Raw genomic sequence first — 26,656 nt, 5'->3', positions numbered from 1 at the left:
GCACGGATGGCCGCCACGCTTGGATTCGACGGCTGGCCGGGATTGCTGGAAGCGCTTGGCCGGCATCGCGGCTTCGTCGCCAGCGAGTTCGCCGAACTGCTCGCGCCGCGGCGTCGCCGCGATGCGCCCAACACCCTGGCGCTGTACTGGCGCGCGTTGCCGGATGCGGGCGACATGCAGGTCCTGGCCGATGCCGGGTTCGAGGAGCCGGCCAGCGCCGACGCGGCGTTGCGCGATCTCGCGCGCGCACCGTCGCTGCGCGCGCTGTCGGACAACGCGCGCGCGCGCATGGACCGCGTGCTGCCGGCGTTGCTCGACAGCGCCGCCATGTCGCCGCAACCCGATGCGGCGCTGCGCCGCCTGCTGCCGTTGCTGCACAACATCCTGCGCCGTGCCAGCTACCTGGCGCTGCTGGACGAGCAGCCGGCGGCCCTGCAGCGACTGGTCTCGGTGCTCGCGCGCAGCGCCCTGCTGGGCGAGCGCCTGGCCGCGCACCCGCTGCTGCTGGACGAACTGCTGGACGTGCGCGTGTCCGGGAACCTGCCCGGGCGCGAGGCCATGATCGCGGCCTGCGACGCCGCGCTGGCGCAGGAGGATCCGGAAGCGGCGCTGCTTGCGCTCAACGAGACGCGCCAGGCGCTGAGCTTCCGCATTGCGCTGGCCACGCTGGACCAGCGCCAGGGCGCGCAGGACAGCGTGCGGCAACTGGCCTGGCTGGCCGATGCGGTGGTGTCGGTGGTGGTGCGCCTTGCCGAACGCGAGATGGCGGGCGCGCACGGCGTCATTGCCGGCTCGCGCTTCGCGGTAGTCGGTTACGGCAGCCTCGGCGGCGAGGAGATCGGGTTCGGTTCCGACCTGGACCTGGTGTTCCTCTACGACCCGGGTACCGAAGCGGGTGGCGACGCATTGTCCGGCGGCCCCAGGCCGCTCGAGGCGTCGCGCTGGTTCGCACGGCTGGCGCAGAAGATCGTCGCCTTGCTGGGTACGGTGACCGCCGCCGGCCGTCTGTTCGATGTCGACGTGCGGCTGCGCCCGGATGGTGCGAAGGGGTTGCTGGTCTCGCCGCTGGCCGGCTTTGCCGAGTACCAGCGCCAACGCGCGTGGACCTGGGAACACCAGGCGCTGGTGCGCGCGCGCTGCGTAGCCGGGGATCCCGGCTTGTGCGCGCGATTCGAATCCGTGCGCGACAGCGTCCTGGCCCAGGTGCGCGACGCGGAGGGGTTGCGCACCGACGTGGCGGCGATGCGCGCCCGCATGCGCACCGAGCTGGACCGGACCGGGCCGGGAGGTTTCGACCTGAAACAGGGAGAAGCCGGCCTGGTGGACCTCGAGTTCCTGCTGCAATACCTCGTGTTGCGCGAAGCAGGCGCCCACCCGGCCCTGCTCCGGCCGCGCGACACGCCGGGCCTGGTACAGGCCGCATGCGACGCAGGGTTGATCGATGCGGCGAGCCGCGATGCGCTGTGTGCGGCGCATGCGGTGCTGCTCGACGCCGGATTGCGCTGCACCCTGGACCGGCGCCGGCGGATGGTGCCGGAGGACGACGCGATCGCGGGCGCGCGTGCCGCGATCCGCGCGGCATGGCAGGCGGCGTTCGGCTAGGCCGGCAGGTCGAACAGCAGCACGTCCGCGCCACGACCGGAGATGCGCACCGGCGCGGATTCGCCAGCGTAACCCAGCGCATCGCCGGCGAGCAGCGGACGGCCTTCGACGCTGGCCTCGCCACGGGCCAGGTGCAGCCAGTAGCGTCGGCCGCGATCGGGGATGAAATCGACGCTGTCGCCTTCCTCGAGCAGCGTGCCGCGCAACCACGCCTGCTGGCGGATCGCCAGGCTATCACCGGCGCCGTCGGGAGAGGCCAGCGTGGCCCAGCGCCCGCGACGCAGTGCGGGGTCGAACGCACGTTGCGCGTAGTCCGGCGGTGCGTTCACGCGGTCGGGCTGGATCCAGATCTGCAGGAAGTGCACCGGCTCGTCCTGCGAGGCGTTGAACTCGCTGTGCTCGATCCCGTGGCCGGCGCTCATCCACTGCAGTTCGCCCGGGCGCAGCACGCCACCGCCGCCGGTGCTGTCCCGGTGCGCAAGCGCACCCGACAGCACGTAGCTGAGGATCTCCATGTTGGCATGGCGGTGCGGCGCGAATCCGCCGCCGGGCGACACCCGGTCCTCGTTGATGACCCGCAGCGGGCCGAAGCCCATCCACTCCGGGTCGTGGTAGTGCCCGAACGAGAAGGTGTGCCGGCTGTCGAGCCAGTCCGAGCGCGCGAGGCCGCGCGCGGTCCCGGGGCGTTCGAAGATCATTGCCTTTACTTCGCTTCCGGCGCCTTGGCGCTGGCTTCGGTGGTGATGCGCAGCGCGATCTCGTCGCTGACCATCGGCACGTACTTGTCGATGCCGAACTCCGAGCGCTTGATCGTGGTGGAGGCATCGAAGCCGATGGTCGGGGTCTTGCCCATCGGGTGCGGCGCGGCCTTGTTGAGGGTCACGTCGAGCACGACCGGCCTGGTGACGCCGTGCAGCTCGAGGTTGCCGGTGACCTCCAGGCGGCCTTCGCCGGTGGCGCGCACCGAGGTGCTCTTGAACGTGGCCTGCGGGAACTGCCCGGCGTCGAAGAAGTCGGCGCTCTTCAGGTGCTCGTCGAGCTTGGGCACGAAGCTGTCGATGCCGGACATCGGCAGCACCACTTCCACCGACGACTTCTCCGGCGCTTCGGCGTCGTACACGATGGTGCCGCTGGCGTCGCCGAAGTTGGCGCTGGGATTGGAATAGCCGAAGTGGTTCCAGGTGGCCAGCACCACGGTATGGGTCGGATCGATGGTGTAGGCGACTTCCGCCGCGTTGGCGCCGAACACGGCGAACGAGAGGGCGGTGGCGAGGGCAATGCGCTTGAGGTTCATGGGGGTAGTCTCCTGAGAGGGGGGTCCGGTGGGGTCATTCGATGCGGCAGGTTTCGTCGAACTCCAGCCGCGGGGCGCGCGGATGCACGCTGGACGGTTCGCCGCGGCCGAGGTTGACGAGGAAGTTGGAACGGATCTTAGTCCCGGCGAAGAAGGCGGCGTCGACCTTGGCGGTGTCGAAGCCCGACATGGGGCCGCAATCCAGGCCAAGCGCACGCGCCGCCAGGATCAGGTAGGCGCCCTGCAGGCTGCTGCTGCGCAGCGCGGCACGATACAGCTCGGCTTCCGGGGAGTCGGAGAACCAGCCGCGCGCATCGGTGTGCGGGGCCAGCACCGGCATCTTGTCGTAGAAGGCCATGTCGTAGGCCACGATCACCGTGCATGGCGCGGCCATGGTCTTGGCGTAATTGCCCTTGTCCAGGGCCGGGCCGAGTTTCGCCTTGCCTTCTGGCGACTTCACGAACACGAAGCGTCCCGGGCAGGTGTTGGACTGGGTCGGGCCGAACTTGAAGGTGTCGTACAGCCGGCGCAGCAGCGCATCGTCGACGTCGCCGGTAAAGGCGTTGTAGGTGCGGGCCTTGAGGAAGAGTTGTTCAAGGGCAGGCTGTTCAAGGGTGGTGGTGTCTGGCATGTAACGTCCCGTGTCCATCGCAAGCCCACAGTGTAGAGTGTCCACCACCGGATTCCGTCGACAAATCCGCAACATACGGTCGCAGTGATGGAACGATCGGCGTTCGAGCAGGCCTGGATCCTCAGCGACGGCAATGCCGGCAACGTGCGCCAGGCGCAGTCGCTGGCGGCCGCGCTGCACCTCTCTCCGCTGGAATGGACCCTGCGTTCCAGGGCGCCATGGCGATGGCTCGCACCGCGCCGCGTGCCTGGCGCCGAGGGCGCCTTCGACGATGGATTCCGCGAGGCACTGGATGCGCCGCCTGGCCTGGCGATCGGCTGCGGGCGCCAGGCGGCGCTGGCCACGCGGTTGTTGCGCGCGCGCGGTGCGAAGGTCGTGCAGGTGCTGGATCCGCGGCTGTCGCCCGCACACTGGGACATCGTCGTCGCGCCCGCGCACGACCGCCTGGCCGGGGCGAACGTGATCACGTTGCAGGGCAGCCTGCATCCGGTCGACGATGCCTGGCTGGCGCGTGCGCGTACCGCGTTCCCCGCGCTGGGGACCTTGCCCGGCCCGCGGACCACGCTGCTGGTCGGTGGGCCTACCGCGGCGGCGCGCTTCGACGGCGCCAGCCTGGACCGCTGGTTCGACACGGTCGCGGCCACGGTCGCCGCTGAAGGCGGCAGTCTCCTGCTCAGTGCCTCGCGGCGTACGCCGGCGGCCCTGCGCGAACGCCTGCGGGCGCGTTGCGCGCACGTCGGCAGGCGCTGCTGGTTCGACGCCAGCGACGGCCCCAATCCCTATCCGGGAATGCTGGCCTGGGCAGATCGCATCGTGTGCACGCCGGATTCGGTGAACATGCTGTCGGAGGCCTGCGCCACCAACGCGCCGGTGTTCGTCGCCGACCCGCACTGCGTCCGCGGCCGCATCGGGGGCTTCCTCGACGGGCTCGCCGGCGCCGGGCGGGTGCGCGCGCTGCACGGGCCGCTGGACGCGTTCGAGGTCCGGCCGCTGCGCGAGACCGCCAGGGTCGCGGCCGAGGTCCGCCAACGCCTCGCGCTGGCGTAAAATGGCGGTTCCGCAACAGGTGGATTCCAGCGCGATGGTCCAGCACGCCCCCAACACCGCTTCAGCGCCCGCCAATGCCGAGCAGCGCTACGAGGTCCGGCGCGCGGACCTGCCGCTGAGCTGCCCGCTGCCGTCCATGGCGCTGTGGAATTCGCACCCGCGGGTCTACCTGCCGATCGAGTCCGAGGGCGGCGAGAGCCAGTGCCCGTACTGCGGCGCCCACTTCGTGCTGGTCGATTGACCCGAACGCTGACGGTCGTGCAGTTGCTGCCGGCGCTCGAATCCGGCGGCGTCGAACGTTCAACCCTGGAGATCGCCGAGGCGCTGGTGCGCGCAGGCCACCGCGCCCTCGTGGTGTCGGCCGGCGGTCGGCTGGTGCCTGCGCTGCGTGCGCTCGGCGCCGGACACTTCGAACTCGACATCGGGCGCAAGTCGCCGCTGGCCTTGCGCCACGTCGCCACTTTGCGCCGGCTGTTCGCACGCGAGGGCGTCGACATCGTGCATGCGCGCTCGCGGGTGCCGGCCTGGCTGGCGCGTTTCGCGCTGCGCGGCCGCAATGCCGGCGGGCCGCGCTTCGTCACTACCGTGCACGGGCTCAATTCGCCGTCGCGCTACAGCGCGGTCATGGCATCGGGCGACCGGGTGATCTGCGTATCGCGCACGGTGCGCGACTACGTGGCCAGGCATTACCCGCGCGTGGATCCGGCGCGGCTGCAGGTGATTCCGCGCGGCATCGATCCACGACGTTTTCCGGCGGCACCGCTGCCGGATCCGGCGGCAAGGGCCGAGGTTGCCGCCCTGCATCCGGCCCTGGGCGGCAACGGTCCGTTGCTGCTGCTTCCGGGCCGGGGCACCCGGCTAAAGGGACATGCCGATGCATTGCGCTTGCTCGCGGCGCTGCGGGGGCAAGGCGTGGATGCGCGACTGTGGATGCCCGGCGCGCGCGATGCGGCTCGGGCAGCCTACGTGGCCGAACTCGAAGCCCTGGCCGCCAGTCTCGGCGTCGTGGGCCAGCTCGCGATCACGCCGCCCACCGATGCGGTCGCGCGCGCCTACGCCGCCAGCGACCTGGTTCTGCAGCTTTCGCACAAGCCCGAGGCGTTCGGCCGTACCGTGCTGGAAGCGCTGTCGGTCGGGCGCCCGGTGCTGGGCTGGGACCATGGCGGCGTCGGCGAGCAGCTGCACGCGCTGTGGCCGGCGGGCGCGGTGGCGCCCTTCGATGCCGGCGCGCTGCTGGCACGCGCGCAGGATCTTCTCGCGCGGCCGGCAGCGCCTGCGGTTACGATGCCCCACACCTTGCGCGAAATGCAGGAGGCGACGCTGTCGCTGTATGACGAACTTGTCCGCAACCGCTGATCCATCGCCCACCCCGGCCCCGGTGCCGGTCGGCTGGCGCTGGGCGCCGGCCTGGGTGCTGGCGTTCGTTGCGCTGTGGCCCGCGCCCGGCTACGCCGAGGCGGTGATGGTGCTGGGCGCGCTGGCGGCGATCGTGCGCCTGCTGCTGGTGCGTTTCCGCGACGGCAGCCGCCTGCTGAGCGGGCCGGCATGGGCACTGACCAGCGTGCTGTTCTGTTCCTACTGGCTGCCGGAGCTGTTGTCGGCGGTCGATGCCATTGACCAGCCGCGCGCGATCGGCGAAGCCATCGTCGACCTGCGCTACCTGCCGTTCCTGTGGCTGGCGGCAGCCGCGGTGGCCGATGCTTCGAGCCGGCGCACGACGCTGGGCGGCCTCGCGATCATCGTCGCGGCGTGGACGGTGGATGCACTGGTGCAGGCGCTTGCCGGCACCAGTCCCCTGTTCTGGGGCATCGACACGCTCAAGCAGGCGATCAGCGGGCACGGCATGTGCCCCGTCGCCGAGACCGCGCGCGTGGATCGCCTGAGCGGCGTGCTCGGGCCCTGCAACCTCAAGCTCGGCGTGGTCATGGCCAGCCTGTCGCCCTTCGCCCTGCATGTCGCCGCGCGGCGCTTCGGCAGTGCGGGGTGGATGGTGGCTGCCGCCGCGATCGGCTTGGTCGTGCTGCTGGCCGGAGCGCGCGCGGCGTGGCTCACCTTCGGCCTGGCGCTGGTCCTGTCGGGCTGGCAACTGCTGGGATGGAAGCGGCTGTTGGGCGTGTTCGCGTTCGGTGCGATCGCGCTGGGCGTGCTCACCGCCACCTCGCCGCAGGTGCGCGACCGCGTGCAGCGCACCGCGCATGCACTGGCCGCCAATCCCGAAGGGGTCGACGTCGCGTTGTCGGGGCGCACGCAGATCTGGGGCGCCGCGATGTGCATGGCCGGCAGGCATCCGGTCAATGGCGTGGGGGCACGCGGCTTCCGCGAGGCGTTCCCGGACTGCGATCCCGCGCCGGGCGAGGCCCCGGCGTGGGGCGACGGGCCCGCGTTGCATGCGCACCAGATCGTGCTGGAGATCCTGAGCGAAACCGGCTTCCTGGGCCTGCTGTGCTGGCTGGCCGGCGCGGCCCTGGCGTGGCGCGCGTGGCGCTATGCGGGCGATGCCGCGCGCGAGCACGCGCGCCCGGCAATGCTCGCGCTGGTGGTGACGGTGTTTCCGTTCAACACCCACCTCGCGTTCTATTCGACGTTCTGGGGCGGGCTGACCTTGCTGCTCGCCGCGCTGTACGCGGGTAGCCTGCTCGGGCGCGACAGCGGCGCGCGGCACCAGGCCTAGCGGTAGGGATCGCTGCCGCCGCCGGGCTGGTGCTTGAAGCGACGGTGGATCCACAGGTACTGCTCCGGCACGGCGCGCACCATCGTTTCGATTTCCGCCATCACCAACGCGGTGTCCGCGGTCGCGTCGCGCGACGGAAAATCGTCGAACGCCGGCGAGAGGCGCAGGTCGTATCCACCGTCGGCGCGGCGCTGGTGCGCGAACGCGAGCACGGTGGCTCCGGACAGGCGCGCCATCTGGTGGGTGGAGGTCAGGCTCGAAGCCGGCCTGCCGAAGAACGGCACGTACACGCTCTCGCCGCGGCGCGTTTCCTGGTCGGGCGCGAACCACAGCACGCCGCCGTCCTTGAGATGGCGGATCGCCGGTCGCAGTTCCTCGCGGCTGAACATCGCCGTCGCATAGCGAAGTCGGCCGCGCTTGACCGCCCATTCCAGTGCCGGCTGCGAATGCGGTCGATACATCCCCGCCAGCGGAACGTGTCCGCACAGCAACCGCCCGCAGATCTCCAGGGTGGTGAAGTGGCCCGAGACGAGGATCACGCCGCGCCCGGCGGCGACCGTGGCCTGCAGGTGTTCCAGTCCGTGCAACTGCACCTGGCGCGGGGCGACCGGCAACCGGCCCCACCAGGCCCGCGCGAATTCGAACAGGCCGATGCCAAGTGCCGCGAAGTTGGCGCGCAGCAGGCGCTGGCGCGCAGCCGCATCGAGTCCGGGAAAGCACAGTTCGAGGTTGCGCGCGGCGACCCGCCGGCGCGAGCCCATGGCCACGCGCAGGAACGCGCCGAGCCCGCGGCCGAGGCCGCGCTGCAATGGCCAGGGCAGATGCGCGAGCGCGGCCATCGCCCCCACCAGCAGCCACATCGGCCAGTGCCGCGGGCCGAGCGGCGCTGGGCCGGCGCTGGTGGGCGATACGCTCATGCCGCGATTCTATGGTGTTCGCTTATCCTGTCGCCATGCCGGCCGACGCCAACGAAGCCGATTCCACCGAACGCGTGCTGCGCGGCCTGTACTCGGCCGCGCTGTACCTGTTGCTGCCGATCACGATCTACCACCTGATCTGGCGCAGCTTCCGCCAGGGCGAATACCTGCAGCGCTGGAACGAGCGCTATGCGGCCTATGGCGGCCTGCCCGCCCACGACGCGACCATCTGGGTGCACGCGGTCTCGGTGGGCGAGGTCAACGCCGCCGCGCCGCTGGTCAACAAGCTGCTGGCACTGCGCCCGGGCGTGCGCCTGCTGGTGACGAGCATCACCCCGACCGGATCGGCGCGGATCCGCGCGCTGTGGGGCGAGAGGGTCGAGCACGTCTACCTGCCCTACGACTTGCCGGGCGCCGTGTCGCGCTTCCTGCGTCACTACCGGCCGCGCGTGGCCCTGGTGCTGGAGACCGAGCTCTGGCCCAACCTGATGTTCGGCTGCCGCGACCACGGCATTCCGGCGTGGATCGTCAATGCGCGGCTCTCGGAGCGCTCGTTGCGCGGATACCGGCTGCTGCGGCCGCTGCTGCGGCGCGCGCTGCACACGCTGCGTGGCGTGCTGGCCCAGTCGTCCGGCGATGCCGCGCGCTTCGTCGACCTCGGCGCCGATCCCGCGGCGACCCGCGACGTCGGCAACCTCAAGTACGACATCGCGCCGTTCGAGGGTGCGGAGGCGTTCACCGCGGAGTTCCGTGCGCGGGTCGGCGAGCGCCCGGTATGGATCGCCGCCAGCACCCATGCCGACGAGGAGCAGGCCGTGGTCGCGCTGCACCGGCGCCTGCGCGAGCGCTGGCCCGACCTGCTGCTGCTGTGGGCCGCGCGCCATCCGGAACGTTTCCGCGCCGTCGCGCAGCAGTCGGTGGAAGCCGGCTGGCGCGTGGCCACGCGCAAGCTCACGCAGTGGCCGGACGACCAGGACGGCGTGTTCGTGATCGATACGCTGGGCGAACTGGTGCCGTTCTACGGGTGTGCCGACGTCGCCTTCGTCGGCGGCAGCCTGCAGGACATCGGCGGACACAACCTGCTCGAGCCGGCCGCGGCCGGCACCGCGGTCGTGACCGGGCCGCACCTGCACAACTTCGTCGACATCGCCGCGCGCCTGCGTGCGGCAGGGGCCCTGCTGGTCGGCAACGACGTCGACGAGGTCGGCCACCACCTGGCCGCATTGCTCGACGACGCGGCATTGCGCAAACGCATGGTGGTGGCGGGCCAGGCCCTGGTCGAGGAAGGCCGGGGTGCGCTCAACCGCACCCTGGACCTGGTGGCGGCGGACCTGCCGCCGCCGTGATGCGGCTTACTGCGTGCCGCCATCCTGCAGCTTCGCGTCGGCGTCCACGGTCAGCAGGCGGTTGATGTCGCGCACGTCCTCGATGTCGAGGGTGCCCGCGGCCTGCTCGAGCAGCAGCCGGTTCTGCAGGAAGTTGTACTTGGCCAGCGAGTACTGGCGCTGCGCGTCGAACAGGTTCTGCTGGTTGATCAGCACGTCGATCACGGTGCGGGTGCCCACTTCCAGGCCGACCTGCGACGCGTCGTAGGCGCTCTGCGCCGAGACCAGCGCCAGGCGGCGTGCCTCGACCTCGCTGACACCGGCGACCAGGGTCTGGTAAGCGTTGCGGGTGTTGCGCACCAGCGCGCGCTTCTGCTGCTCGAGTTCGTCGGCGGCGATGTCGCGCTGGGCGACGGCCTGGCGCACGCGCGACTGGTCGGCGCCGCCGGAGAAGATCGGCACGTTCAGGGTGACGCCGAACGACGGGCCGCGGCTCTCGCTGCCGGTCGGGAAGGTGCTGCTGAACGGCGGGTTGGTGCTGGTGAAGGTGCTGTCGCCCCAGGAGGCGTTCTTGCCCCAGCTGCCACCGAAGGTGAGCGTGGGCAGGTGGTTGGCGCGGGCGACGTTGATGTCGGCCTCGCTCGCCTGCAGCTGCAGCTCGCGCGCCTTCAGCGCGGGGTTGTTGTCGATGGCGGTGGCGACCCAGCCATCGGCGTCGTGGTCGGCCGGCAGCGCGGGCTGGAAGTCGTCGGGCAGGCCCTTGAGGTCGCGCACCGGCTGGCCGGTGATCTCGGCCAGCGCCTGGTAGGCGTCTTCCAGCGCGTTGCGGGTGAGGATGGTGTTGGCGCGGGCGCTGTCGTAGGTGGCGCGCGCCTCGTGCACGTCGGTGATCGGCGCCAGGCCGACTTCCAGGCGCTTGCTGGCGAAGTCGAACTGCTTCTTCAGCGCGGTTTCCTGCGCCTCGGCGGCGGCCAGGGTCTCGATCGCGACCAGCACGTCGAAATAGGCCTTGGAGGTGCGGGTGACCAGCGAATCGCCGGCCGATTCCAGGGTGAAGTCCGCCGCGCGGCTCAGCGCGCCCTGGCTGCGCACGCGGTTGAACGCACCGAAGTCGAACAGCACCTGGTCGACGTTGACGCCGACGCGGCGGGTGTTGGTGGTGCTTTCCGACTCGCCGTTGATGCGGACGAAGTCGTTGGTGACCGGATCGAAGATGTTGTCGCTGGACGGACCTTCGCTCTTCGAACGGTTGTAGCTGGCCGATCCGTTGAGCTGCGGCAGCAGCGCCGCGCGCGCCTGCACCGCGCCTTCCCTGGAAACCAGGCGGCTGGACTCGGCGGCCGAGAGCTGCGGGTCGCCCATGCGGGCGAGCTCGTAGGTCTGCAGCAGGTCTTCGGCGTGGGCGCCGGCGACCGGGAGCATGGCGATGGCGAGGGCCAGGGCGAGGGGGCGTCGGATCATGGAGTGAATCCTTGTGGGGTGTGCAGTCGCGGGTTACAGGATGAACTGCGGGGCCGGCGCAGCGCCGGCAAGGTAGGGGAGGTCGGTTTCGAACAACGAGTCGGGGCGCGCGGCGTTGACCGCATCGCCATCGCGGCGCACCAGCACCGCTTCCATCGCCGGGGCGCGGCCGCGGACCACGAACAGGCGACCGCCCGGGCGCAGCCACTGCAGGAAGCGCTCCGGGATGGTGTCGACGGCGCCGGTGACGCAGACCGCATCGAAGCGCCGCTCGGTGTCGTAGGCGAGGGCGTCGGCCACTTCGATGGCGACGTTGCCGCCCAGGCCGGTGGCGTCCAGCCGCGCACGCGCGGCTCCGGCCAGGTCGGCATGGCGCTCGATGCTGAGCACCGAACCGGCCAGCTGGCCCAGGCATGCGGAGATGAAGCCGCTGCCGGTGCCGATTTCCAGCACTTCGTCGCCCGGCTGCAGGGCAAGCGCCTGGAGCATGCGGCCTTCGACCACCGGCTTCATCATCGTTTCGCCGTGGCCGATCGGCAGTTCCAGGTCGGCGTACGCAACCGCGCGATAGCTCTCGGCGACGAAGGCTTCCCGCGGGAGGCGCGACATCACTTCGAGCACCCGGTTGTCGAGCACGTCCCAGGGCCGGACCTGCTGTTCGACCATCGCTTCGCGGGCGCGCGCAAAGGCGCTGGTGCTGTCGTTCGACGCGTTCATCAAGGCTCTCTTGCGGGGGGCGGCCGGAATGCCGGACCCGCGATTTTACCCGGCCGGGACCGGAAAGGCGTGGACAGGATGACTGTGCTACCACACCGGCACTGAGTGCCAGAAGTCACCGCGACCGAAGGCACCGGGAGCAATGCCGCGGCCTCAGCGGCGCGCATAGGCCCGCAGGAACATGTCTACCGTGGCCGCGAGGTGGCGCTCGGTGTCCTGTTCGGTGCGCTCGGCACCGAGGCAGCCGAACATCAGCTTCGCGTGGGGTTCGCCCTTGAGCAGGGTGAAGAACTGCGCGGCCGCCCGGGGTACGTCGTCGATCTCGAGTTCACCGACGGCCATGCGCCGGCGCAGCAGCTCGGCGAACGCGTCCTGGACCCGTTGCGGCCCGGCTTCCCAGAACATGCGTGGCAGCGGCGAGTCGGCCATCCGCGGCGAACACAGGATGCGGTGTCCGGCGACGGCCTCGGACGAGACGATCATCGAGAAGAACGCGCGGGCCACGCCCAGCAGGCGGTCGCGCAGCGGGACGCCGGGCTGCATCTCGAACAGGGAGGCCGGCAGCTGCTGCTCGCAATAGGACTTGACCACCTCGGCGAACAGGGTCTCCTTGTCGCCGTAGTGGCTGTAGACCGTGAGCTTGGAGACGCCGGCCGCGGCCGCTATCTGGTCCATGCTGGCCCCGTCGAACCCCAGGGTCGTGAACAGCCGGCGGGCGGCGTCCAGGATCGCGCTACCCTTTTCCAGGTCCTTCGGACGGCCGGGGGCGGCGGGGGATTTGGCGGGTGTCGCGGGGGCTTTGCGGGACATGCCACAATACTAGACTATCCGGTTTGTTATTTATAGCATACCCACCAGTTCATTAATCCCCCATTGCCTGGACTTCCCATGCCTGCGAAGACGCTTGCAGCCGCCGCGATCCTGTCGTTCGCCCTTGCCGCCTGCAGCGCAGGCGAAGAAGCCGCGGTCGCGCCGCGGCCAGTGCTGGTGGCGCATCCGGAGGCGGCACCCGGCGTGGCCGGGCTCGCCTATCCGGGCGAGGTACGGGCACGAGAAGAGACGGCACTGTCGTTCCGCGTCGGCGGCAAGCTGGTGCGCCGCCTCGTGGACGTAGGCGATCGCGTGAAGCGCGGGCAACTGCTGGCCGAACTCGATCCCGGCGACCTGCGGCTGCAGGCGAGCGCGGCGCAGGCGCAACTCGCCGCGGCCGAGGCCGAACTGGCACGCGCGGCCGCGGATATGGCGCGCTACGAGCAGCTCGCCGCGCAGCAACTGGTCAGCCGTTCGGCACTGCAGGCACAGGAAGCCGCGCACGCTGCCGCCGCAGGCCAGGCGAAGGCGGCGCGGGCGAACCTGGACGTCGCCCGCAACCAGGCGGGCTACGCCGAGCTTCGCGCCCCCGCCGATGGCGTGATCGCTCTGCGCCAGGCCGAGGCGGGGCAGGTGGTCGCCGCCGGGCAGACGGTGTTCGGGCTGGCCGGTGAAGGACAGCGGGAAATCGCCATTGCGCTGCCGGAGGTGAGCATCGACGACTTCACTGTCGGGCAGCGCGCCGCCGTCGAGTTGTGGAGCGCGCAAGGCAAACGACTGCCTGCCCGGATCCGCGAGATCTCGCCGGCCGCCGACCAGCAGACCCGCACTTTCGCCGCGCGCGTCGCGCTCGACGAGGGCGGCGACGTCGAACTGGGCCAGAGCGCGCGGGTGTACTTCGAACCTGCGGGCGGACGCACCGGCAAGGCCGCATTGACGGTGCCGCTGGCCTCGGTGCAGCGTCGCGCCGAAGGCGAGGGCGCGGGCGTCTGGGTGGTCGATCCGGGCACGCACACGCTGCACCTGGCGCCGGTGGTGCTCGGGCCGTACGGCGAGGACCGCGTACCGGTGCTCGAGGGCCTGGCCGCCGACGACTGGATCGTCGTCGCCGGCGGGCACCTGCTGCGCGAGGACGAGCCGGTGGTCGCGGTCGATCGCGACAACAAGCCGGTGTTCGCCGCCGCTTCCGGGAACTGACCCCAGATGCCAGGCCATCCGATGTCGCGCTTCAACCTCTCCGAGTGGGCGCTGCGCAACCGTGCCCTGGTGGTCTACACGATGCTGGTGATGGCCCTGCTGGGCGCCTGGTCGTACAGCCACCTGGGCCAGTCCGAGGATCCGCCGTTCACCTTCAAGGCGATGGTGGTGCAGGCAAAGTGGCCTGGCGCGACCGCGCACGAGGTCGCCGAGCAGGTCACCGAGCGCATCGAGAAGCAGCTCATGACGACCGGCGATTACGAGTTCATCCGCTCGTACTCGCGTCCGGGCGAGTCGCAGGTGATCTTCATGGCGCGCGACTCGATGCGTTCGAAGGACGTGCCGGAACTCTGGTACCAGGTGCGCAAGAAGATCGGCGACATCCGCCCGACGCTGCCGGCGGGCGTCATCGGCCCGTTCTTCAACGACGAATTCGGCGACACCTTCGGCAACATCTACGCCATCACCGGCCCCGGCTTCGACTATGCGGTCCTGAAGGACTACGCCGAGCGCATCGAGCTGGAACTGCAGCGGGTGCCCGACGTGGGCAAGGTCGAACTGGTCGGGCTGCAGGACGAGAAGGTCTGGATCGAGGTCGACAACACCAAGCTGGCGACCCTGGGAATCCCGCTGGCGGCGGTGCAGCAGGCCATCGACCAGCAGAACGCGGTGGTGCCCGCGGGTTTCTTCGAGGGCAAGGCTGCGCGCGTGCAGTTGCGCGTCAGCGGTGCGTTCGCGTCGGTCGAGGCGATCCGCGACTTCCCCATCCGCGCCGGCGACCGCACCGTGCGCCTGGGCGACATCGCAACGGTCGAACGCGGCTTCAGCGACCCGGCCGCGCCTAAGATGCGCTTCATGGGCCGCGACGCCCTCGGCATCGCGGTGTCGATGAAGGAAGGCGGCGACATCCTCGCGCTCGGGGAAACCCTGGACCGGGAGTTCGAGCGCCTGCAGCAGTCGCTGCCGGCGGGCATGGAGCTGGACAAGGTGAGCGACCAGCCCGAGGCGGTGCGCGAGTCGGTCGGCGAGTTCATGCGCGTGCTCGCCGAGGCGGTCTTCATCGTGCTGCTGGTGAGCTTCTTCTCGCTGGGCCTGCGCACGGGCCTGGTGGTGGCGGTGAGCATCCCGCTGGTGCTGGCGATGACCTTCGCGGTGATGCACTACTTCGGCATCGGCCTGCACAAGATCTCGCTCGGTGCGCTGGTGCTGTCGCTGGGCCTGATGGTGGACGACGCGATCATCGCGGTGGAGATGATGGCGATCAAGATGGAGCAGGGCTTTTCGCGGTTGAAGGCGGCGAGCTTCGCCTGGGAATCGACCGCGTTCCCGATGCTCACCGGCACCCTGGTCACGGCGGCGGGCTTCCTGCCGATCGCGACCGCAGCGTCCACCACCGGCGAGTACACCCGCTCCCTGTTCCAGGTGGTGACGATCGCGCTGCTGGTGTCCTGGGTCGCCGCGGTGCTGTTCATCCCTTACCTGGGCGACCGCATGCTGCCGGACCTGGCGAAGAAGCACGCCGGCAGCTCGGGCGAGCCGCACGACCCATACCAGAAGCCGTTCTACCGCCGCTTCCGCGCGCTGGTCGACTGGTGCCTGTCGCGCCGCTGGCTGGTGATCGGCGCGACCGTCGCGTTGTTCGTACTGTCGCTGCTGATGTTCCGCTTCGTGCCGCAGCAGTTCTTCCCCGATTCCACCCGGCCAGAGCTGATGGTCGACATGGAGCTGGCCGAGGGTTCGTCGCTGCGCGCCACGGCCGCCGAGGCGCAGCGCCTGGAGAAGCTGCTGGAGGGGCGCGAAGGCGTGGACAATTTCGTCGCCTACGTCGGCACCGGCTCGCCGCGCTTCTACCTGCCGCTGGACCAGCAGCTGCCGGCCGCCAACTTCGCCCAGTTCGTGGTTCGCGCCGACGACATCGAGGCGCGCGAGGCGCTGCGCGACTGGCTGGTCGAGGACGTGGCGCGGGAATTCCCGGAACTGCAACTGCGCGTGACCCGACTGGAGAACGGCCCGCCGGTCGGCTACCCGGTGCAGTTCCGCGTGTCCGGCGAACACATCGACCGCGTGCGCGCGCTGGCGCGCCAGGTCGAGGCGAAGGTGCGCGCCAACCCGCACGTGGCCAACGTCAACCTCGACTGGGACGAGCCGAGCAAGGTCGTGCGGCTGGTGGTGGACCAGGAACGCGCGCGCGCCGTCGGAGTGAGCACGCAGCAGCTGTCGGCGTTCCTGTCGGGATCGTTGTCGGGCCTGCACGTGAGTACCTTCCGCGAGGGCAACGAGCTGATCGAAGTGTCGATGCGCGGCAGCGACGACGAGCGCACCCGGCTGGACATGCTCGGCAGCCTGGCGGTGCCCACGGCCAGCGGCCGTTCGGTACCGCTGGCGCAGGTCGCGACCCTGGAGTACGGGTTCGAGGACGGCATCATCTGGCATCGCGACCGCCTGCCCACGATCACCGTGCGCGCCGACATCCGCGACGGCCTGCAGCCGGCCACGGTCACCGCGCAGATCGTGCCGACCCTTGAAGATATCCGCGCGCAGCTGCCCGCCGGCTACCTGCTCGAGGCCGGCGGCACGGTCGAGGACTCGGCCCGCGGCCAGGCGTCCATCGCCGCCGGCGTGCCGCTGTTCCTGCTGGTGGTGGTGACCCTGCTGATGCTGCAGCTGCGCAGCATCTCGCGCACGATCCTGGTGCTGCTGACGGCGCCGCTGGGATTGATCGGCGTGACCCTGTTCCTGCTCGTGTTCAGGGTGCCGTTCGGCTTCGTGGCGATGCTGGGCACGATCGCGCTGGCGGGCATGATCATGCGAAATTCGGTGATCCTGGTCGACCAGATCGAGCAGGACATCAAGGCGGGCCACGACCGCTGGAACGCGGTGGTCGACGCGACCGTGCGGCGCTTCCGCCCGATCGTGCTGACGGCGCTGGCGGCGATCCTGGCCATGATCCCGCTGTCGCGCAGCGCGTTCTTCGGGCCAATGGCGGTGGCGATCATGGGCGGCCTGACGGTGGCGACGGTGCTGACGCTGCTGTTCCTGCCCGCCCTGTATGCGGCGTGGTTCCGGGTGAAGCGCTGGCCGTAGGAGCGGCGGCAGCCGCGACGCGGAGTTTCTCGCGCGCTTACGCTGGAAAGGCGGTCCGCTTTGGCGAATGTCCCCCGGCCGGGCCGGCGGCCCGGCCTCCTCCTTGATTTCGCCAAAGCGCACCACCTTTCCCGCGACGCCCGGAGCACTTCGCGGCCGAAGCATCGACCCACTCGCTTGGCTCAGCGTCGTGGAATGGCCTTGCCCAAGACGGGACCGTCGGAGGCATGGATGCCGACGACGAGGCCCCATGGACGGGTTCATGCCGTGTCCCGGCTTGGGCAAGGCCATTCCGCGGCGCCCCGCACGTGAGGGAGGACGCTTGCGACCGGATCGGGCTAGACTCGGGCCAGCGACGGCCGGAGGGACCGGCCGCCTGCGGGAGGGACGCTTGAAGCCGACCGACATCCGCAACCCCGACGTCTTCCACAAGGTCGTGGACTGCCAGTGGGCATGCCCGGCGCACACGCCGGTCCCCGAGTACATCCGCCTGATCGCGGCCGGCCGCTACACCGACGCTTACATGGTGAACTGGGAGAGCAATGTCTTTCCCGGCATCCTCGGACGCACCTGCGACCGCCCTTGCGAACCGGCGTGCCGGCGCGGACGCGTGGAGGAGAACAACACAGGCAAGCCGGAACCGGTGGCGATCTGCCGGCTCAAGCGCGTGGCCGCCGACTGCAAGGGCGACGTGCGCGCGCGCATGCCGGCGCCGGCGGCGAAGAAGAACGGATTCCGCGTGGCCTGCGTCGGTGCCGGCCCTTCTTCGCTGACCGTGGCCCGCGATCTTGCGCCGCTGGGCTACGACGTCACCGTGTTCGAGGCCGACCCGAAGGCGGGCGGCTTCATGCGCACCCAGGTGCCGCGCTTCCGCCTGCCGGAGGAAGTGATCGACGAGGAGACCGGCTACATCCTCGACCTGGGCGTGGCGTTCGTGGGCAACCGCAGGATCGAATCGATGCGGGCACTGCTGGCGGAAGGTTACGACGCGGTGTTCGTCGGCAGCGGCGCACCGCGCGGGCGCGACCTGGACCTGCCCGGGCGCAAGGAAGCCGGTGCGCACATCCATGTCGGTCTGGACTGGCTGGCGAACGTCTACTTCGGTCATGTCACCCGCATCGGCAAGCGCGTGCTGGTGCTGGGCGGCGGCAACACGGCGATGGACTGCTGCCGCAGCGCGCGCCGCCTCGGCGGGCAGGACGTGCGCGTGGTCGTGCGTTCCGGCTTCGACGAGATGAAGGCCAGCCCGTGGGAGAAGGAAGACGCGATGGAGGAGGGCATCCCCATCCTCGACTGCCGCGTGCCCAAAGCCTTCCTGCATGACGATGGCGGCCGCCTCACCGGCATGGTGTTCGAGAAGGTGCGCGCCGAGTACGACGCCAACGGCCGGCGCAGGCTGGTGCCGACGGGCGAACCGGACGACGTGTTCGAATGCGACGAGGTGCTGGTCGCGGTCGGCCAGGAGAACGCCTTCCCCTGGATCGAGCGCGACTGCGGCATCGCCTTCGACGAATGGGGCATGCCCGTGGTCGACAAGGCGACCCACCAGTCCACCCTGCCGCACGTGCTGTTCGGTGGCGACGCCGCATTCGGCCCGAAGAACATCATCTGGGCGGTAGCCCACGGCCATGCTGCCGCCGTGTCCATCGACCGCCTCCTGCACGGCGAGGATGCGCGCGTGCGGCCCGCGCCGCGGGTGTCGCTGTCGCCGCAGAAGATGGGCATCCACGAGTGGAGCTACGACAACGCGGTCTCGCCGGACCTGCGCAACATCGTGCCCTGGTCGGATGCCGCGCGCAGGCTGGACAGCATGTCGGCCGAGGTGGAGCTCGGCTTCGACCCGGCCACCGCCTTCGCCGAGGCGCAGCGCTGCCTCAACTGCGACGTGCAGACCGTCTTCACCCGCGACAAGTGCATCGAGTGCGATGCCTGCGTCGACATCTGTCCCACCGATTGCATCACCTTCACCTCCGATGGCGACGAAGCCGACCTGCGCACGCGCCTGAGCGCGCCGGCGCCCAACACGTCGCAGGACCTGTACGTGTCGGAACCGCTGAAGACGCTGCGGGTCATGGTCAAGGACGAGGACGTGTGCCTGCATTGCGGGCTGTGCGCCGAGCGCTGCCCCACCGGCGCCTGGGACATGCAGAAGTTCCTGCTGCAGGAGACGCGCGCCGGCTCGGGATGCCGGGACAAGGCCGTGGAGGCGCTGGCGTGAACGGGCCAGCGGCAGGGCCCATGGAAGGGACGACCCTCCAGGCGCTGTCGGCGGTCAACGACTTCGTGGTCAAGTTCGCCAACGTCAACGGATCCGGATCGGCCTCGGCCAACGAGCTGTTCGCCAAGTCCATCCTGCGCATGGGCGTGCCGGTGAGCCCCCGCAACATCTTCCCTTCCAACATCCAGGGCCTGCCGACCTGGTACGAGGTGCGCGTCAGCGAGCGCGGCTGGCTCGGGCGGCGCGGCGGCGTCGACCTGATGGTGGCGATGAACCCCCAGACCTGGGACGAGGACATCGCCGAGATCGGGGCAGGCGGCTACCTGCTGTACGACAACAGCAAGCCGATGCCGCGCTCCAGGTTCAGGGACGACATCAACATCATCGGCGTTCCGCTGACGGAAATCTGCAACGCCACTTGGAGCGATCCGCGCCAGCGCCAGCTGTTCAAGAACATCATGTACGTGGGTGCGCTGTCCGCGTTGCTGGACATGGACGTGGCCGGCATCGAGGCGCTGGTGGGCGAGCAGTACAAGGGCAAGGAGAAGCTGCTGGCGCCCAACATCCAGGCGCTGCACCTGGGCCGCGACTGGGTCCGTGCGCATCTCCCGCATCCGATCGGGCTGCGCGTGCAGCGCGCCGATGCGGTCGGCGACCGCATCTTCGTCGAGGGCAATGCCGCCGCGGCGCTGGGCTGCGTGTACGGGGGCGCGACGGTGTGCGCGTGGTATCCGATCACGCCTTCGTCCTCGCTGGCCGAGGCGTTCGCGAAGTACTGCGGCAAGTATCGCGTCGCGCCGGACGGCGGCGGCAACCGCCACGCCATCGTCCAGGCCGAGGACGAGATCGCCTCGATCGGCATGGTCGTCGGCGCCGGCTGGAACGGAGCGCGCGCCTTCACCGCGACATCGGGCCCCGGCATTTCCCTGATGTCGGAGTTCATCGGCCTGGCCTATTTCGCCGAGATCCCGGTCACGATCATCGATGTGCAACGCGGGGGGCCTTCCACCGGCATGCCGACGCGAACCCAGCAGTCGGACCTGCTCGCCTGCGCCTTCGCCTCGCACGGCGACACCCGCCACGTGCTGCTATTCCCGCAGGACCCGAACGAATGCTTCACGTTCGCCGCCGAGGCGCTGGACCTGGCCGACCGCCTTCAGACCCCGGTGTTCCTGATGACCGACCTGGACATCGGCATGAACCAGCGCCTGTGCGCGCCGTTCGAATGGGACGACGGCCGCCGCTACGACCGCGGCAAGGTGATGACCGCCGAAGACCTGGAGGCCGGCCGCGAGTTCGCGCGCTACAAGGACGTCGACGGCGACGGCATCCCGTGGCGCACGTGGCCGGGCACGCACCCGGACAAGGGCGCGTATTTCACCCGCGGCACCTCGCGCGATCCGCAGGCGAAGTACTCCGAGCGCGGCCCCGACTACACCTACAACATGCAGCGCCTGCAGCGGAAATTCGAAACCGCGAAGACGCTGCTGCCGCAGCCGGTGGAGTTGCGCGCGGGTATGCCGGCCCGGCATGGTGCGATCTTCTTCGGATCGACCAGCCCGGCCATGCTGGAGGCCATCGAGCGCCTGCGCACCGCCGGCATCGAGCTCGATGCGCTGCGCGTGCGCGGCTATCCCTTCGCCGATTCCGTTCGCGATTTCATCGAAGCCCACGAATCGGTGTTCGTGGTCGAGCAGAACCGCGACGGGCAGCTGCGCACGCTGCTGGTCGACCAGTTCGGCATCGCCCCCGCACGCCTGCCGCCGGTGCTGCACTACGACGGCACGCCGATCACCGCCACATTCATCGCCAACGCGATCGCGGGAGCCATTGGCACCCCCGTGGGAGCGGCGGAAGCCGCGAAGAGGTCCGCATGACCTACCTGGCCAAGCCCAGACTCCACCACCCCGCGCTGGCCCGCAACGCGATCGGCTTCACCCGCCGCGACTACGAAGGCCCGGTCTCGACCCTTTGCGCCGGCTGCGGCCACGACTCCATCTCGGCCGCGATCATCCAGGCCTGCTGGGAACTGGACATCCAGCCGCACCGCCTGGCCAAGCTGTCGGGCATCGGCTGCAGCTCCAAGACGCCGACCTATTTCCTCGGCCAGTCCCACGGCTTCAATACTGTGCACGGGCGCATGCCCTCGGTGCTCACCGGCGCGAACCTGGCCAACCGTACCCTGACCTACCTGGGCGTTTCGGGCGACGGCGACTCGGCCTCGATCGGCATCGGCCAGTTCGTGCACGCGATCCGGCGCGGCGTGGACATGCTCTACATCGTCGAGAACAACGGCGTGTACGGCCTGACCAAGGGCCAGTTCTCGGCCACCGCCGACCAGGGCTCGGTGTCGAAGAAGGGCGCCGTCAACAGCGACAGCCCGCTGGACATGGTGACGATGGCCCTGCAGCTGGGCGCCACCTATGTCGCGCGCAGCTTCTCCGGCGACAAGGCGCAGCTTGTGCCGCTGGTCAAGGGTGCGCTGGCGCATCGCGGCGCGGCCTTCATCGACGTGGTCAGCCCCTGCGTCGCCTTCAACAACCACGCGGGCAGCACCCGCAGCTACGACCACGTGCGCGAGCACAACGAAGCGGTCAACCGGATGGACGTGATCACGCCGCGCGCGCGCATCGAGGTCGACTACGCGCCGGGCGCGACCACCGAGGTGGTGCAGCACGACGGTTCGGTATTGCGCCTGCACAAGCTCGACGCCGGCTACGATCCGCGCGACCGCATCGCGGCACTGGGCGAACTGCAGCGGCGCCAGGCCCGCGGCGAGGTGGTGACCGGGTTGCTGTACGTCGATCCGGAACCGGTCGACCTGCATGCGCACCTGGGCACCGTCGCGGCGCCGTTGAATTCGCTGGGCGTCGCCGAACTCAGCCCCGGGGCCACGACCCTGGCGGCGATCAACGCCAGCCTGCGCTGAGTTCCACCAGTCTTTCCCGCAGCGCGGCGTAGTCGATGGCCAACGGTTCGGCCGAGGCCGTCCGTGCCAGCGCTTCGGCCAGGGCTGGCGGGGGCTCCACGGCATGGCCCAGCAGTGGTTCGACGATGCCTTCGAACTTGGCCGGATGGGCCGTGGCCACGACGGCCCAGGGGCGCGTGTCGCCGTCGTCGCGCAGTCGTTCCAGCAGGTGCAGGCCGGTGGCCGTGTGCGGGCAGGGGATCACCCCGTGCCGTGACGGGGCGGCGCGGATCGTGTCTCGGATGGTCGCGTCGTCCACGGAAAGGGCGCCGATCTCTTCGCGCAAGGCCGCATCGTCGCCGTACCAGTGGCGCAGGCGCTCGAAGTTGCTCGGCGCACCGACGTCCATCGCGTTGGCCAGCGTGGCGCGGCTGGCGCGCGGCGTGTAGGCCTCGCCGGCGAAGTAGCGCGGCAGGACATCGTTGGCATTCGTCGCCAGGCGGATCTCGCCGATCGGCAGGCCCATGCGCCGGGCGACCAGCGCCGCGCAGGCATTGCCCAGGTTGCCGGTGGGCACGATGAAGTTCAGCGATGCGCCGGCATGCGCGGCCTGGAACCGTAGCGCGGCATGCGCGTAGTACGCCGCCTGCGGCAGCAATCGTCCCAGGCTGATGCTGTTGGCCGCCGCCAACGGCACTTCGCGACGCAGCGCAGCGTCGCCGAGCGCCTGCTTGACCATGCGCTGGCAGTCGTCGAAGGTGCCGGCGACGCGGAACGCGTGCACGTTGTCGCCCCAGCAGCCGAGGCCATGGGCCTGGCGCGGCGAGACGCCGCCGTCGGGATACAGGATGGCGACGTTGAAGCCCGGACGGCGATGGAAGGCCGCTGCCACCGCCGCGCCCGTGTCCCCGGAAGTGGCAACCACGATCGTCGTCGTCGTCGGCGTTGCGGTGCCGTCCGCATCGCGCAGGCCGGCCAGCGCTTCGGCGAGGAAGCGTGCAGCGTAATCCTTGAATGCGGCGGTCGGGCCATGGAACAGCTCGAGCAGCCAGTCGCCTTTGCCGCGCAGCGGACGCAACGGTGCATCGAACGCAAACGCGCGTGCGCACATCGCCGGCAACCGGTCCCGCAGCCTCGAGCCTTCGAACCAGGGCTCAAGTACTGCCGTTGCGGTGTCGGCGAGCGTGGCCGGCGGCGCTGCCAGCCGAAGCCGGGGAAAGCGCCCGGGAACGTACAGCCCGCCATCTGGCGCCAGTCCGGCAACGAGCGCATCGTCGATTCCTGCGGGCGCGCTGCCGCGGCGCGTGCTGGCGAATTCAATCCCCATCGATCAGGTCCGCGCGTGGTCCCGCCACCGGCGAGACATGGGCGCGGGAGTCGAAGCCCGCACCGGCGAAGGCGCCGCGCATCGACGGCGCCGCCGCCTCCGCAGCGGCCTTGGACGCGAACCAGGCGAACACGCTCGGGCCGCCACCGGAGATACTCGCGCCCAGCGCACCGTGGTCCAGCGCCGCGGCCTTGACCGCGGCGAAGCCGGGAATCAGCGGCGCGCGCCGCGGTTCGACCAGCAGGTCGTGCAGGCCGTCGCGGATCAGCGCGGCATCGGCGCGTTGCAGCCCGGTCAGGAACAGCGCCAGGTGCGCGCCCTGCTCGACCACCGTCGCCAGCGGATAGGGATCGGACAGCACTGCGCGCGCGCGTCGCGTTTCCAGCACCTGGTCGGGGTGGACGACCACGCAGTACAACCAGTCGGGCGCCGGCAACGCGATCATTCGCGTCCCGGTGGCCAGCACGACGCCGCCGAGCAGCATCGGTGCGACGTTGTCGCCGTGGCGGCTGCCGCTGGAGACGGACTCGCCGTCCAGCGCCAGTGGATACAGCGCCTCGCGCGGCAGCGGCGCGTCGAGCAGCGCGTTGGCCGCGACCAGCGCCGCCACGCACGACGCCGCCGATCCGCCCATGCCCGAACCCAGCGGAATGCCCTTGTGCAGCGACAGTTCGAAGCCATGCGCCAGGCCGAGCCGGACGCGCAGGGCGAGCAATGCCTGCCCGGCGGTGTTGCGTTCCGCTGCCAGCGGCAATGACGCGGCCCCCGGCGCGTCGCCGGAGATGGCGGCGATCCGCACCACGGGTTCGTCGATGCGCCGCACCGTGGCGATGTCGCGCGGTCCTTCGAAGGCGTGGCCGAGCAGGTCGAAGCCGACGCCGATGTTGCCGACGCTGGCCGGGGCGAAAGCGCGGACGATGTTCATGCGCGCGAAGCCTGCACGCAGGCCAGGATGTCGCCGAACACGCCCGCCGCCGTCACCTGCGGTCCCGCCCCCGGGCCCTGCACGACGAGCGGGTTGCGGGCATAGCGTGCGGTGCGGAACTGGACCAGGTTGTCGGTCAGCCGCGTGTGCCGGCACGGATGCTCGGCGGGCAGGGCGACTACGCCCACGCTTGCGCTGCCGTCTCGATCGAGGCGGGCGAGGTGGCGCAGGCCGTGGCCGGCGGCCGTGGCGGCCTCGAGCCGGGCCTGCATCGGCGCGTCGAGTTCATCGAGGCGGGCGAGGAACTCCCCGCGTTCCACGTGCTGCAGTCCGGTCGGCACCAGGTTCTCCACGTCCACGTCCGCGACCGACAGTTCGCGTCCGGCCTCGCGTGCAAGTATCACCAGCTTTCGCGCCACGTCGAGCCCCGACAGGTCGTCGCGGGGGTCGGGCTCGGTATAGCCCAGGTCCATCGCCTCGCGCACCAGGGCCGAGAACGGCCGGCTGCCGTCGTAGCGGTTGAACAGCCAGGCCAGGGTGCCGGAGAGCATCCCGTCGATGCCGTGCAGCTCGTCGCCGGTGTCGAGCAGGTTGCGCAGGGTCAGGATCACCGGCAGGCCCGCGCCAACGGTGGCCTCGTAGCGGAACCGCGAACGCCCCACGCGCTGTGCGTCCCGGATCGCCGCGTAGCGCGCCCATTCGCCGCTGCCGGCGTGCTTGTTCGGGGTGACCACGTGGATGCCGGCGGCCAGCCATTGCGCATAGCGCGAGGCGACCGCATCGCTGGCGCTGCAGTCGACGACCAGCGCATGCGGCATGTGTTCGGCGCGGACATGGGCGGCGAACGCGTCCAGGTCCGCTGCCTGCGATCCCTCGCCACGCAGCGTGTCGAGTGCGGTATCCGGCGCCATCCCGGGCTCGGACAACACCATGCGGCGGCTGTCGCCGATCGCGCGGATGCGCAGGTCCAGCCCGGATCGCGAGCGCAATCCGGGCAATGCGGCGTCCAGTTGCGACAACAGCGCACGCCCGACCTGCCCGGGGCCGATGATGCCGACCGAGACGCACTGCGGCGACAGCCAGAACGCGGCGTGCGCGGCGCGCAACGCGCGCGTGGCATCCGCATCGGCCACCGCCACCGAAATATTGCGTTCGCTGGCGCCCTGCGCGATCGCGCGCACGTTGACCCGGGCCTGCGCCAGCCCTCCCAGCAGGCGCGCAGCCACGCCGGGCGTGCCGACCATGCCGTCGCCGACGGCAGCGAGTACACAGATGCCGGGCGTCGCACGCACGCTCTGCGCCGGCGCGCCATTGCCGGGTGGGGGGAACGCGGCGGCGATCGCGGCGCGGCCGCGTTCGGCCTGGTCTGCGCGGACGATGCAGCAGATGGAGTGCTCGGACGAACCCTGCGAGATCATCGTCACCGACACGCCGGCGCCGTGCAGGGCCGCGAACAGGCGTTCGGCGACGCCGGGCACGCCGGCCATGCCGTTGCCCGAGAGTTCCAGCACCGCCATGTCGCGGACCACGCTCAGGCCCTTCACCGGCGCGCCGCCGGGCTCGGCATGCGCGGTGACCAGCGTGCCGGGGACGTGCGGCCGCAGCGTGTTGCGGATGCGCAGCGCGATGCCGCGCGACTGCAATGGCGCCAGCGTCTGCGGATGCAGCACCTTCGCGCCGAAGTAGGCCAGTTCGTTGGCCTCGGCATGGGACAGCGACGGCAGGCAGGCCGCCTCGGCCACCAGCCGCGGATCCGCCGACAGCACCCCGTCGACGTCGGTCCAGATGGTCAGCGCCTGCGCATCGCACAGGTTGGCGAAGATCGCCGCCGAATGGTCGCTGCCGTTGCGGCCGAGCGTGGTCGCGTGGCCCTGCGCGTCGCTGGCGATGTAGCCGGTGACGACCGCGTTGCAGGTCCCGTGTGCGGCCCGCCATCCTGCGTGGCGCTCGCGGCTTGCGGCCCAGTCCACGACCACGCCGGTTTCGCCCGCCGCCACGACCAGCACTTCGCGCGCATCGATGCGCTTCCAGCCCGCGGCGTCGCCGCCGAGTGCCGCCTGCACCAGGCGCGACGACCAGACCTCGCCGTATCCGTGGATGCGGGCCTCGATGCGGTCGGCATCGACCGGACGTGTCGCAAGCATTGCCGCATCCGCGTGCAGTACATCGAAGTCCCCGGCGATGGCCCCGCCCGGGTGCGGGCCATCGCTGCCCAGCGCGTCCGCCGCCTGCAGGTGCCGTTGCCGCAACGCTTCCCAGGCGGGGTGCCAGTTACCACCGTTGCGCGCCGTCGCCGCCAGTTCGACCAGGGCATTGGTCGTGCCGTGCATGGCCGACACCACCACCAGGCGCGAGCCGGCGCCGTCGTCGAGCAGGGTGCCGAGCGCGCGGATGCGCGCGGCGTCGGCCAGGCTGGTGCCGCCGAACTTGTGGACGTGGATGGATGCGGACGGCATGTGGAGCTCCTGTCGGTGCTCCGCGTCTCGATCCGGGGGGGCGGTCGCCCGCTCGCACCCGGTTCG

General features: G+C 70.6%; 20 protein-coding genes and 1 pseudogene. 11 read left to right on the top strand and 10 right to left on the bottom strand.

Features of this window, described 5'->3' with window-relative positions; genetic code table 11:
- Nucleotides 1-1,602: pseudogene (locus QAA18_RS05350) on the top strand (DUF294 nucleotidyltransferase-like domain-containing protein); the annotation flags it as partial.
- Here QAA18_RS05350 and QAA18_RS05345 read toward each other — a convergent pair.
- The 3 genes from QAA18_RS05345 to QAA18_RS05335 are packed head-to-tail and all read right to left on the bottom strand — an operon-like array spanning nucleotide 1,599 to nucleotide 3,527.
- Nucleotides 1,599-2,300 carry a pirin family protein gene (locus tag QAA18_RS05345; protein WP_279411653.1) on the bottom strand — a complete coding sequence of 234 codons (702 nt, stop codon included), beginning with the start codon at nucleotides 2,298-2,300 and terminating at the stop codon, nucleotides 1,599-1,601. The pseudogene QAA18_RS05350 and the gene QAA18_RS05345 sit on opposite strands and share 4 nt — an antisense overlap.
- Before the next feature lie 5 nt (nucleotides 2,301-2,305).
- A complete protein-coding gene (locus tag QAA18_RS05340) occupies nucleotides 2,306-2,896 on the bottom strand; it encodes a YceI family protein (protein ID WP_279411652.1) in 591 nt (196 codons plus the stop codon).
- A gap of 34 nt (nucleotides 2,897-2,930) precedes the next feature.
- Nucleotides 2,931-3,527 (bottom strand): malonic semialdehyde reductase, encoded by a 597-nt coding sequence (locus tag QAA18_RS05335; protein ID WP_279411650.1) that lies wholly within the window; start codon nucleotides 3,525-3,527, stop codon nucleotides 2,931-2,933.
- 87 nt (nucleotides 3,528-3,614) lie between these two features.
- Here QAA18_RS05335 and QAA18_RS05330 point away from each other — a divergent pair, with 87 nt between their 5' ends.
- The 4 genes from QAA18_RS05330 to QAA18_RS05315 are packed head-to-tail and all read left to right on the top strand — an operon-like array spanning nucleotide 3,615 to nucleotide 7,245.
- Nucleotides 3,615-4,574, top strand: a complete 960-nt coding sequence (locus tag QAA18_RS05330; protein ID WP_279411648.1) for a mitochondrial fission ELM1 family protein — start codon at nucleotides 3,615-3,617, stop codon at nucleotides 4,572-4,574.
- Between the two features lie 34 nt (nucleotides 4,575-4,608).
- Nucleotides 4,609-4,815, top strand: a complete 207-nt coding sequence (locus QAA18_RS05325) for a zinc-finger domain-containing protein (protein ID WP_279411647.1) — start codon at nucleotides 4,609-4,611, stop codon at nucleotides 4,813-4,815.
- Nucleotides 4,812-5,930 carry a glycosyltransferase gene (locus QAA18_RS05320; RefSeq protein ID WP_279411645.1) on the top strand — a complete coding sequence of 373 codons (1,119 nt, stop codon included), beginning with the start codon at nucleotides 4,812-4,814 and terminating at the stop codon, nucleotides 5,928-5,930. The genes QAA18_RS05325 and QAA18_RS05320 overlap by 4 nt, the downstream gene beginning before the upstream one ends.
- A complete protein-coding gene (locus QAA18_RS05315; RefSeq protein ID WP_279411643.1) occupies nucleotides 5,905-7,245 on the top strand; it encodes an O-antigen ligase in 1,341 nt (446 codons plus the stop codon). Before QAA18_RS05320 ends, QAA18_RS05315 begins: the two co-directional genes overlap by 26 nt.
- Here the strand turns inward: QAA18_RS05315 and lpxL are convergent.
- A complete protein-coding gene (lpxL, locus tag QAA18_RS05310) occupies nucleotides 7,242-8,162 on the bottom strand; it encodes an LpxL/LpxP family Kdo(2)-lipid IV(A) lauroyl/palmitoleoyl acyltransferase (RefSeq protein ID WP_279411640.1) in 921 nt (306 codons plus the stop codon). The genes QAA18_RS05315 and lpxL overlap by 4 nt on opposite strands.
- A 35-nt stretch (nucleotides 8,163-8,197) precedes the next feature.
- Between lpxL and waaA the strand changes: the two genes are divergently transcribed.
- Nucleotides 8,198-9,508, top strand: coding sequence for a lipid IV(A) 3-deoxy-D-manno-octulosonic acid transferase (gene waaA / locus QAA18_RS05305; protein WP_279411638.1), 1,311 nt, complete (start codon nucleotides 8,198-8,200; stop codon nucleotides 9,506-9,508).
- 6 nt (nucleotides 9,509-9,514) lie between these two features.
- Here waaA and QAA18_RS05300 read toward each other — a convergent pair whose 3' ends face one another.
- The 3 genes from QAA18_RS05300 to QAA18_RS05290 all read right to left on the bottom strand — a co-directional run bounded on the left by QAA18_RS05300 (nucleotide 9,515) and on the right by QAA18_RS05290 (nucleotide 12,475).
- On the bottom strand, nucleotides 9,515-10,948 hold the full coding sequence (locus tag QAA18_RS05300) for a TolC family outer membrane protein (protein ID WP_279411637.1): 1,434 nt from the start codon (nucleotides 10,946-10,948) through the stop codon (nucleotides 9,515-9,517).
- A 33-nt stretch (nucleotides 10,949-10,981) separates the two neighbouring features.
- Nucleotides 10,982-11,665: a protein-L-isoaspartate O-methyltransferase gene (locus tag QAA18_RS05295; RefSeq protein WP_279411635.1), complete on the bottom strand. Its 684-nt coding sequence runs from the start codon at nucleotides 11,663-11,665 to the stop codon at nucleotides 10,982-10,984.
- Nucleotides 11,666-11,818: 153 nt separating this feature from the next.
- Nucleotides 11,819-12,475 carry a TetR/AcrR family transcriptional regulator gene (locus QAA18_RS05290; protein WP_279411633.1) on the bottom strand — a complete coding sequence of 219 codons (657 nt, stop codon included), beginning with the start codon at nucleotides 12,473-12,475 and terminating at the stop codon, nucleotides 11,819-11,821.
- Between the two features lie 78 nt (nucleotides 12,476-12,553).
- Here QAA18_RS05290 and QAA18_RS05285 point away from each other — a divergent pair, with 78 nt between their 5' ends.
- From QAA18_RS05285 to QAA18_RS05265, 5 genes are all read left to right on the top strand, one after another.
- On the top strand, nucleotides 12,554-13,672 hold the full coding sequence (locus QAA18_RS05285; RefSeq protein WP_279411630.1) for an efflux RND transporter periplasmic adaptor subunit: 1,119 nt from the start codon (nucleotides 12,554-12,556) through the stop codon (nucleotides 13,670-13,672).
- A 21-nt stretch (nucleotides 13,673-13,693) separates the two neighbouring features.
- Nucleotides 13,694-16,756 (top strand): efflux RND transporter permease subunit, encoded by a 3,063-nt coding sequence (locus tag QAA18_RS05280; RefSeq protein ID WP_279411655.1) that lies wholly within the window; start codon nucleotides 13,694-13,696, stop codon nucleotides 16,754-16,756.
- Nucleotides 16,757-17,147: 391 nt separating this feature from the next.
- Nucleotides 17,148-18,974, top strand: a complete 1,827-nt coding sequence (locus tag QAA18_RS05275) for an FAD-dependent oxidoreductase (protein WP_279411629.1) — start codon at nucleotides 17,148-17,150, stop codon at nucleotides 18,972-18,974.
- Nucleotides 18,975-18,994: 20 nt separating this feature from the next.
- Nucleotides 18,995-20,851, top strand: coding sequence for a 2-oxoacid:acceptor oxidoreductase subunit alpha (locus tag QAA18_RS05270; protein ID WP_279411628.1), 1,857 nt, complete (start codon nucleotides 18,995-18,997; stop codon nucleotides 20,849-20,851).
- Complete coding sequence (locus QAA18_RS05265) at nucleotides 20,848-21,903, top strand: 2-oxoacid:ferredoxin oxidoreductase subunit beta (protein ID WP_279411626.1); 1,056 nt, start codon at nucleotides 20,848-20,850, stop codon at nucleotides 21,901-21,903. Before QAA18_RS05270 ends, QAA18_RS05265 begins: the two co-directional genes overlap by 4 nt.
- Here the strand turns inward: QAA18_RS05265 and thrC are convergent.
- The 3 genes from thrC to thrA are packed head-to-tail and all read right to left on the bottom strand — an operon-like array spanning nucleotide 21,884 to nucleotide 26,590.
- The gene (gene thrC, locus QAA18_RS05260) at nucleotides 21,884-23,209 is read right to left on the bottom strand and encodes a threonine synthase (protein ID WP_279411625.1); all 1,326 of its coding nucleotides are present in this window, start codon (nucleotides 23,207-23,209) and stop codon (nucleotides 21,884-21,886) included. The genes QAA18_RS05265 and thrC overlap by 20 nt on opposite strands.
- Nucleotides 23,199-24,134, bottom strand: a complete 936-nt coding sequence (locus QAA18_RS05255; protein WP_279411624.1) for a homoserine kinase — start codon at nucleotides 24,132-24,134, stop codon at nucleotides 23,199-23,201. Before QAA18_RS05255 ends, thrC begins: the two co-directional genes overlap by 11 nt.
- A complete protein-coding gene (thrA, locus tag QAA18_RS05250; protein ID WP_279411622.1) occupies nucleotides 24,131-26,590 on the bottom strand; it encodes a bifunctional aspartate kinase/homoserine dehydrogenase I in 2,460 nt (819 codons plus the stop codon). Before thrA ends, QAA18_RS05255 begins: the two co-directional genes overlap by 4 nt.
- Between the last annotated feature and the right edge of the window lie 66 nt (nucleotides 26,591-26,656).

It is taken from the genome of Luteimonas sp. 8-5 (assembly GCF_029763755.1).
In the GTDB taxonomy this organism is placed as follows: domain Bacteria; phylum Pseudomonadota; class Gammaproteobacteria; order Xanthomonadales; family Xanthomonadaceae; genus Cognatiluteimonas.
Note: the sequence above shows the minus strand (reverse complement) of the source record. Positions and strands in the feature narration are given on the sequence as shown.

Excerpts from the sequence above, each read along its gene's own strand:
- thrA (WP_279411622.1), bottom strand. The coding sequence starts at position 26,590 with ATGCCGTCCGCATCCATCCACGTCCACAAGTTCGGCGGCACCAGCCTG.
- QAA18_RS05290 (WP_279411633.1), bottom strand. The coding sequence starts at position 12,475 with ATGTCCCGCAAAGCCCCCGCGACACCCGCCAAATCCCCCGCCGCCCCC.
- waaA (WP_279411638.1), top strand. The coding sequence starts at position 8,198 with ATGCCGGCCGACGCCAACGAAGCCGATTCCACCGAACGCGTGCTGCGC.
- QAA18_RS05265 (WP_279411626.1), top strand. The coding sequence starts at position 20,848 with ATGACCTACCTGGCCAAGCCCAGACTCCACCACCCCGCGCTGGCCCGC.
- QAA18_RS05285 (WP_279411630.1), top strand. The coding sequence starts at position 12,554 with ATGCCTGCGAAGACGCTTGCAGCCGCCGCGATCCTGTCGTTCGCCCTT.
- QAA18_RS05270 (WP_279411628.1), top strand. The coding sequence starts at position 18,995 with ATGGAAGGGACGACCCTCCAGGCGCTGTCGGCGGTCAACGACTTCGTG.
- thrC (WP_279411625.1), bottom strand. The coding sequence starts at position 23,209 with ATGGGGATTGAATTCGCCAGCACGCGCCGCGGCAGCGCGCCCGCAGGA.
- QAA18_RS05315 (WP_279411643.1), top strand. The coding sequence starts at position 5,905 with ATGACGAACTTGTCCGCAACCGCTGATCCATCGCCCACCCCGGCCCCG.
- QAA18_RS05340 (WP_279411652.1), bottom strand. The coding sequence starts at position 2,896 with ATGAACCTCAAGCGCATTGCCCTCGCCACCGCCCTCTCGTTCGCCGTG.
- QAA18_RS05330 (WP_279411648.1), top strand. The coding sequence starts at position 3,615 with ATGGAACGATCGGCGTTCGAGCAGGCCTGGATCCTCAGCGACGGCAAT.
- QAA18_RS05345 (WP_279411653.1), bottom strand. The coding sequence starts at position 2,300 with ATGATCTTCGAACGCCCCGGGACCGCGCGCGGCCTCGCGCGCTCGGAC.
- lpxL (WP_279411640.1), bottom strand. The coding sequence starts at position 8,162 with ATGAGCGTATCGCCCACCAGCGCCGGCCCAGCGCCGCTCGGCCCGCGG.
- QAA18_RS05255 (WP_279411624.1), bottom strand. The coding sequence starts at position 24,134 with ATGAACATCGTCCGCGCTTTCGCCCCGGCCAGCGTCGGCAACATCGGC.
- QAA18_RS05280 (WP_279411655.1), top strand. The coding sequence starts at position 13,694 with ATGTCGCGCTTCAACCTCTCCGAGTGGGCGCTGCGCAACCGTGCCCTG.
- QAA18_RS05295 (WP_279411635.1), bottom strand. The coding sequence starts at position 11,665 with ATGAACGCGTCGAACGACAGCACCAGCGCCTTTGCGCGCGCCCGCGAA.
- QAA18_RS05300 (WP_279411637.1), bottom strand. The coding sequence starts at position 10,948 with ATGATCCGACGCCCCCTCGCCCTGGCCCTCGCCATCGCCATGCTCCCG.
- QAA18_RS05335 (WP_279411650.1), bottom strand. The coding sequence starts at position 3,527 with ATGCCAGACACCACCACCCTTGAACAGCCTGCCCTTGAACAACTCTTC.
- QAA18_RS05325 (WP_279411647.1), top strand. The coding sequence starts at position 4,609 with ATGGTCCAGCACGCCCCCAACACCGCTTCAGCGCCCGCCAATGCCGAG.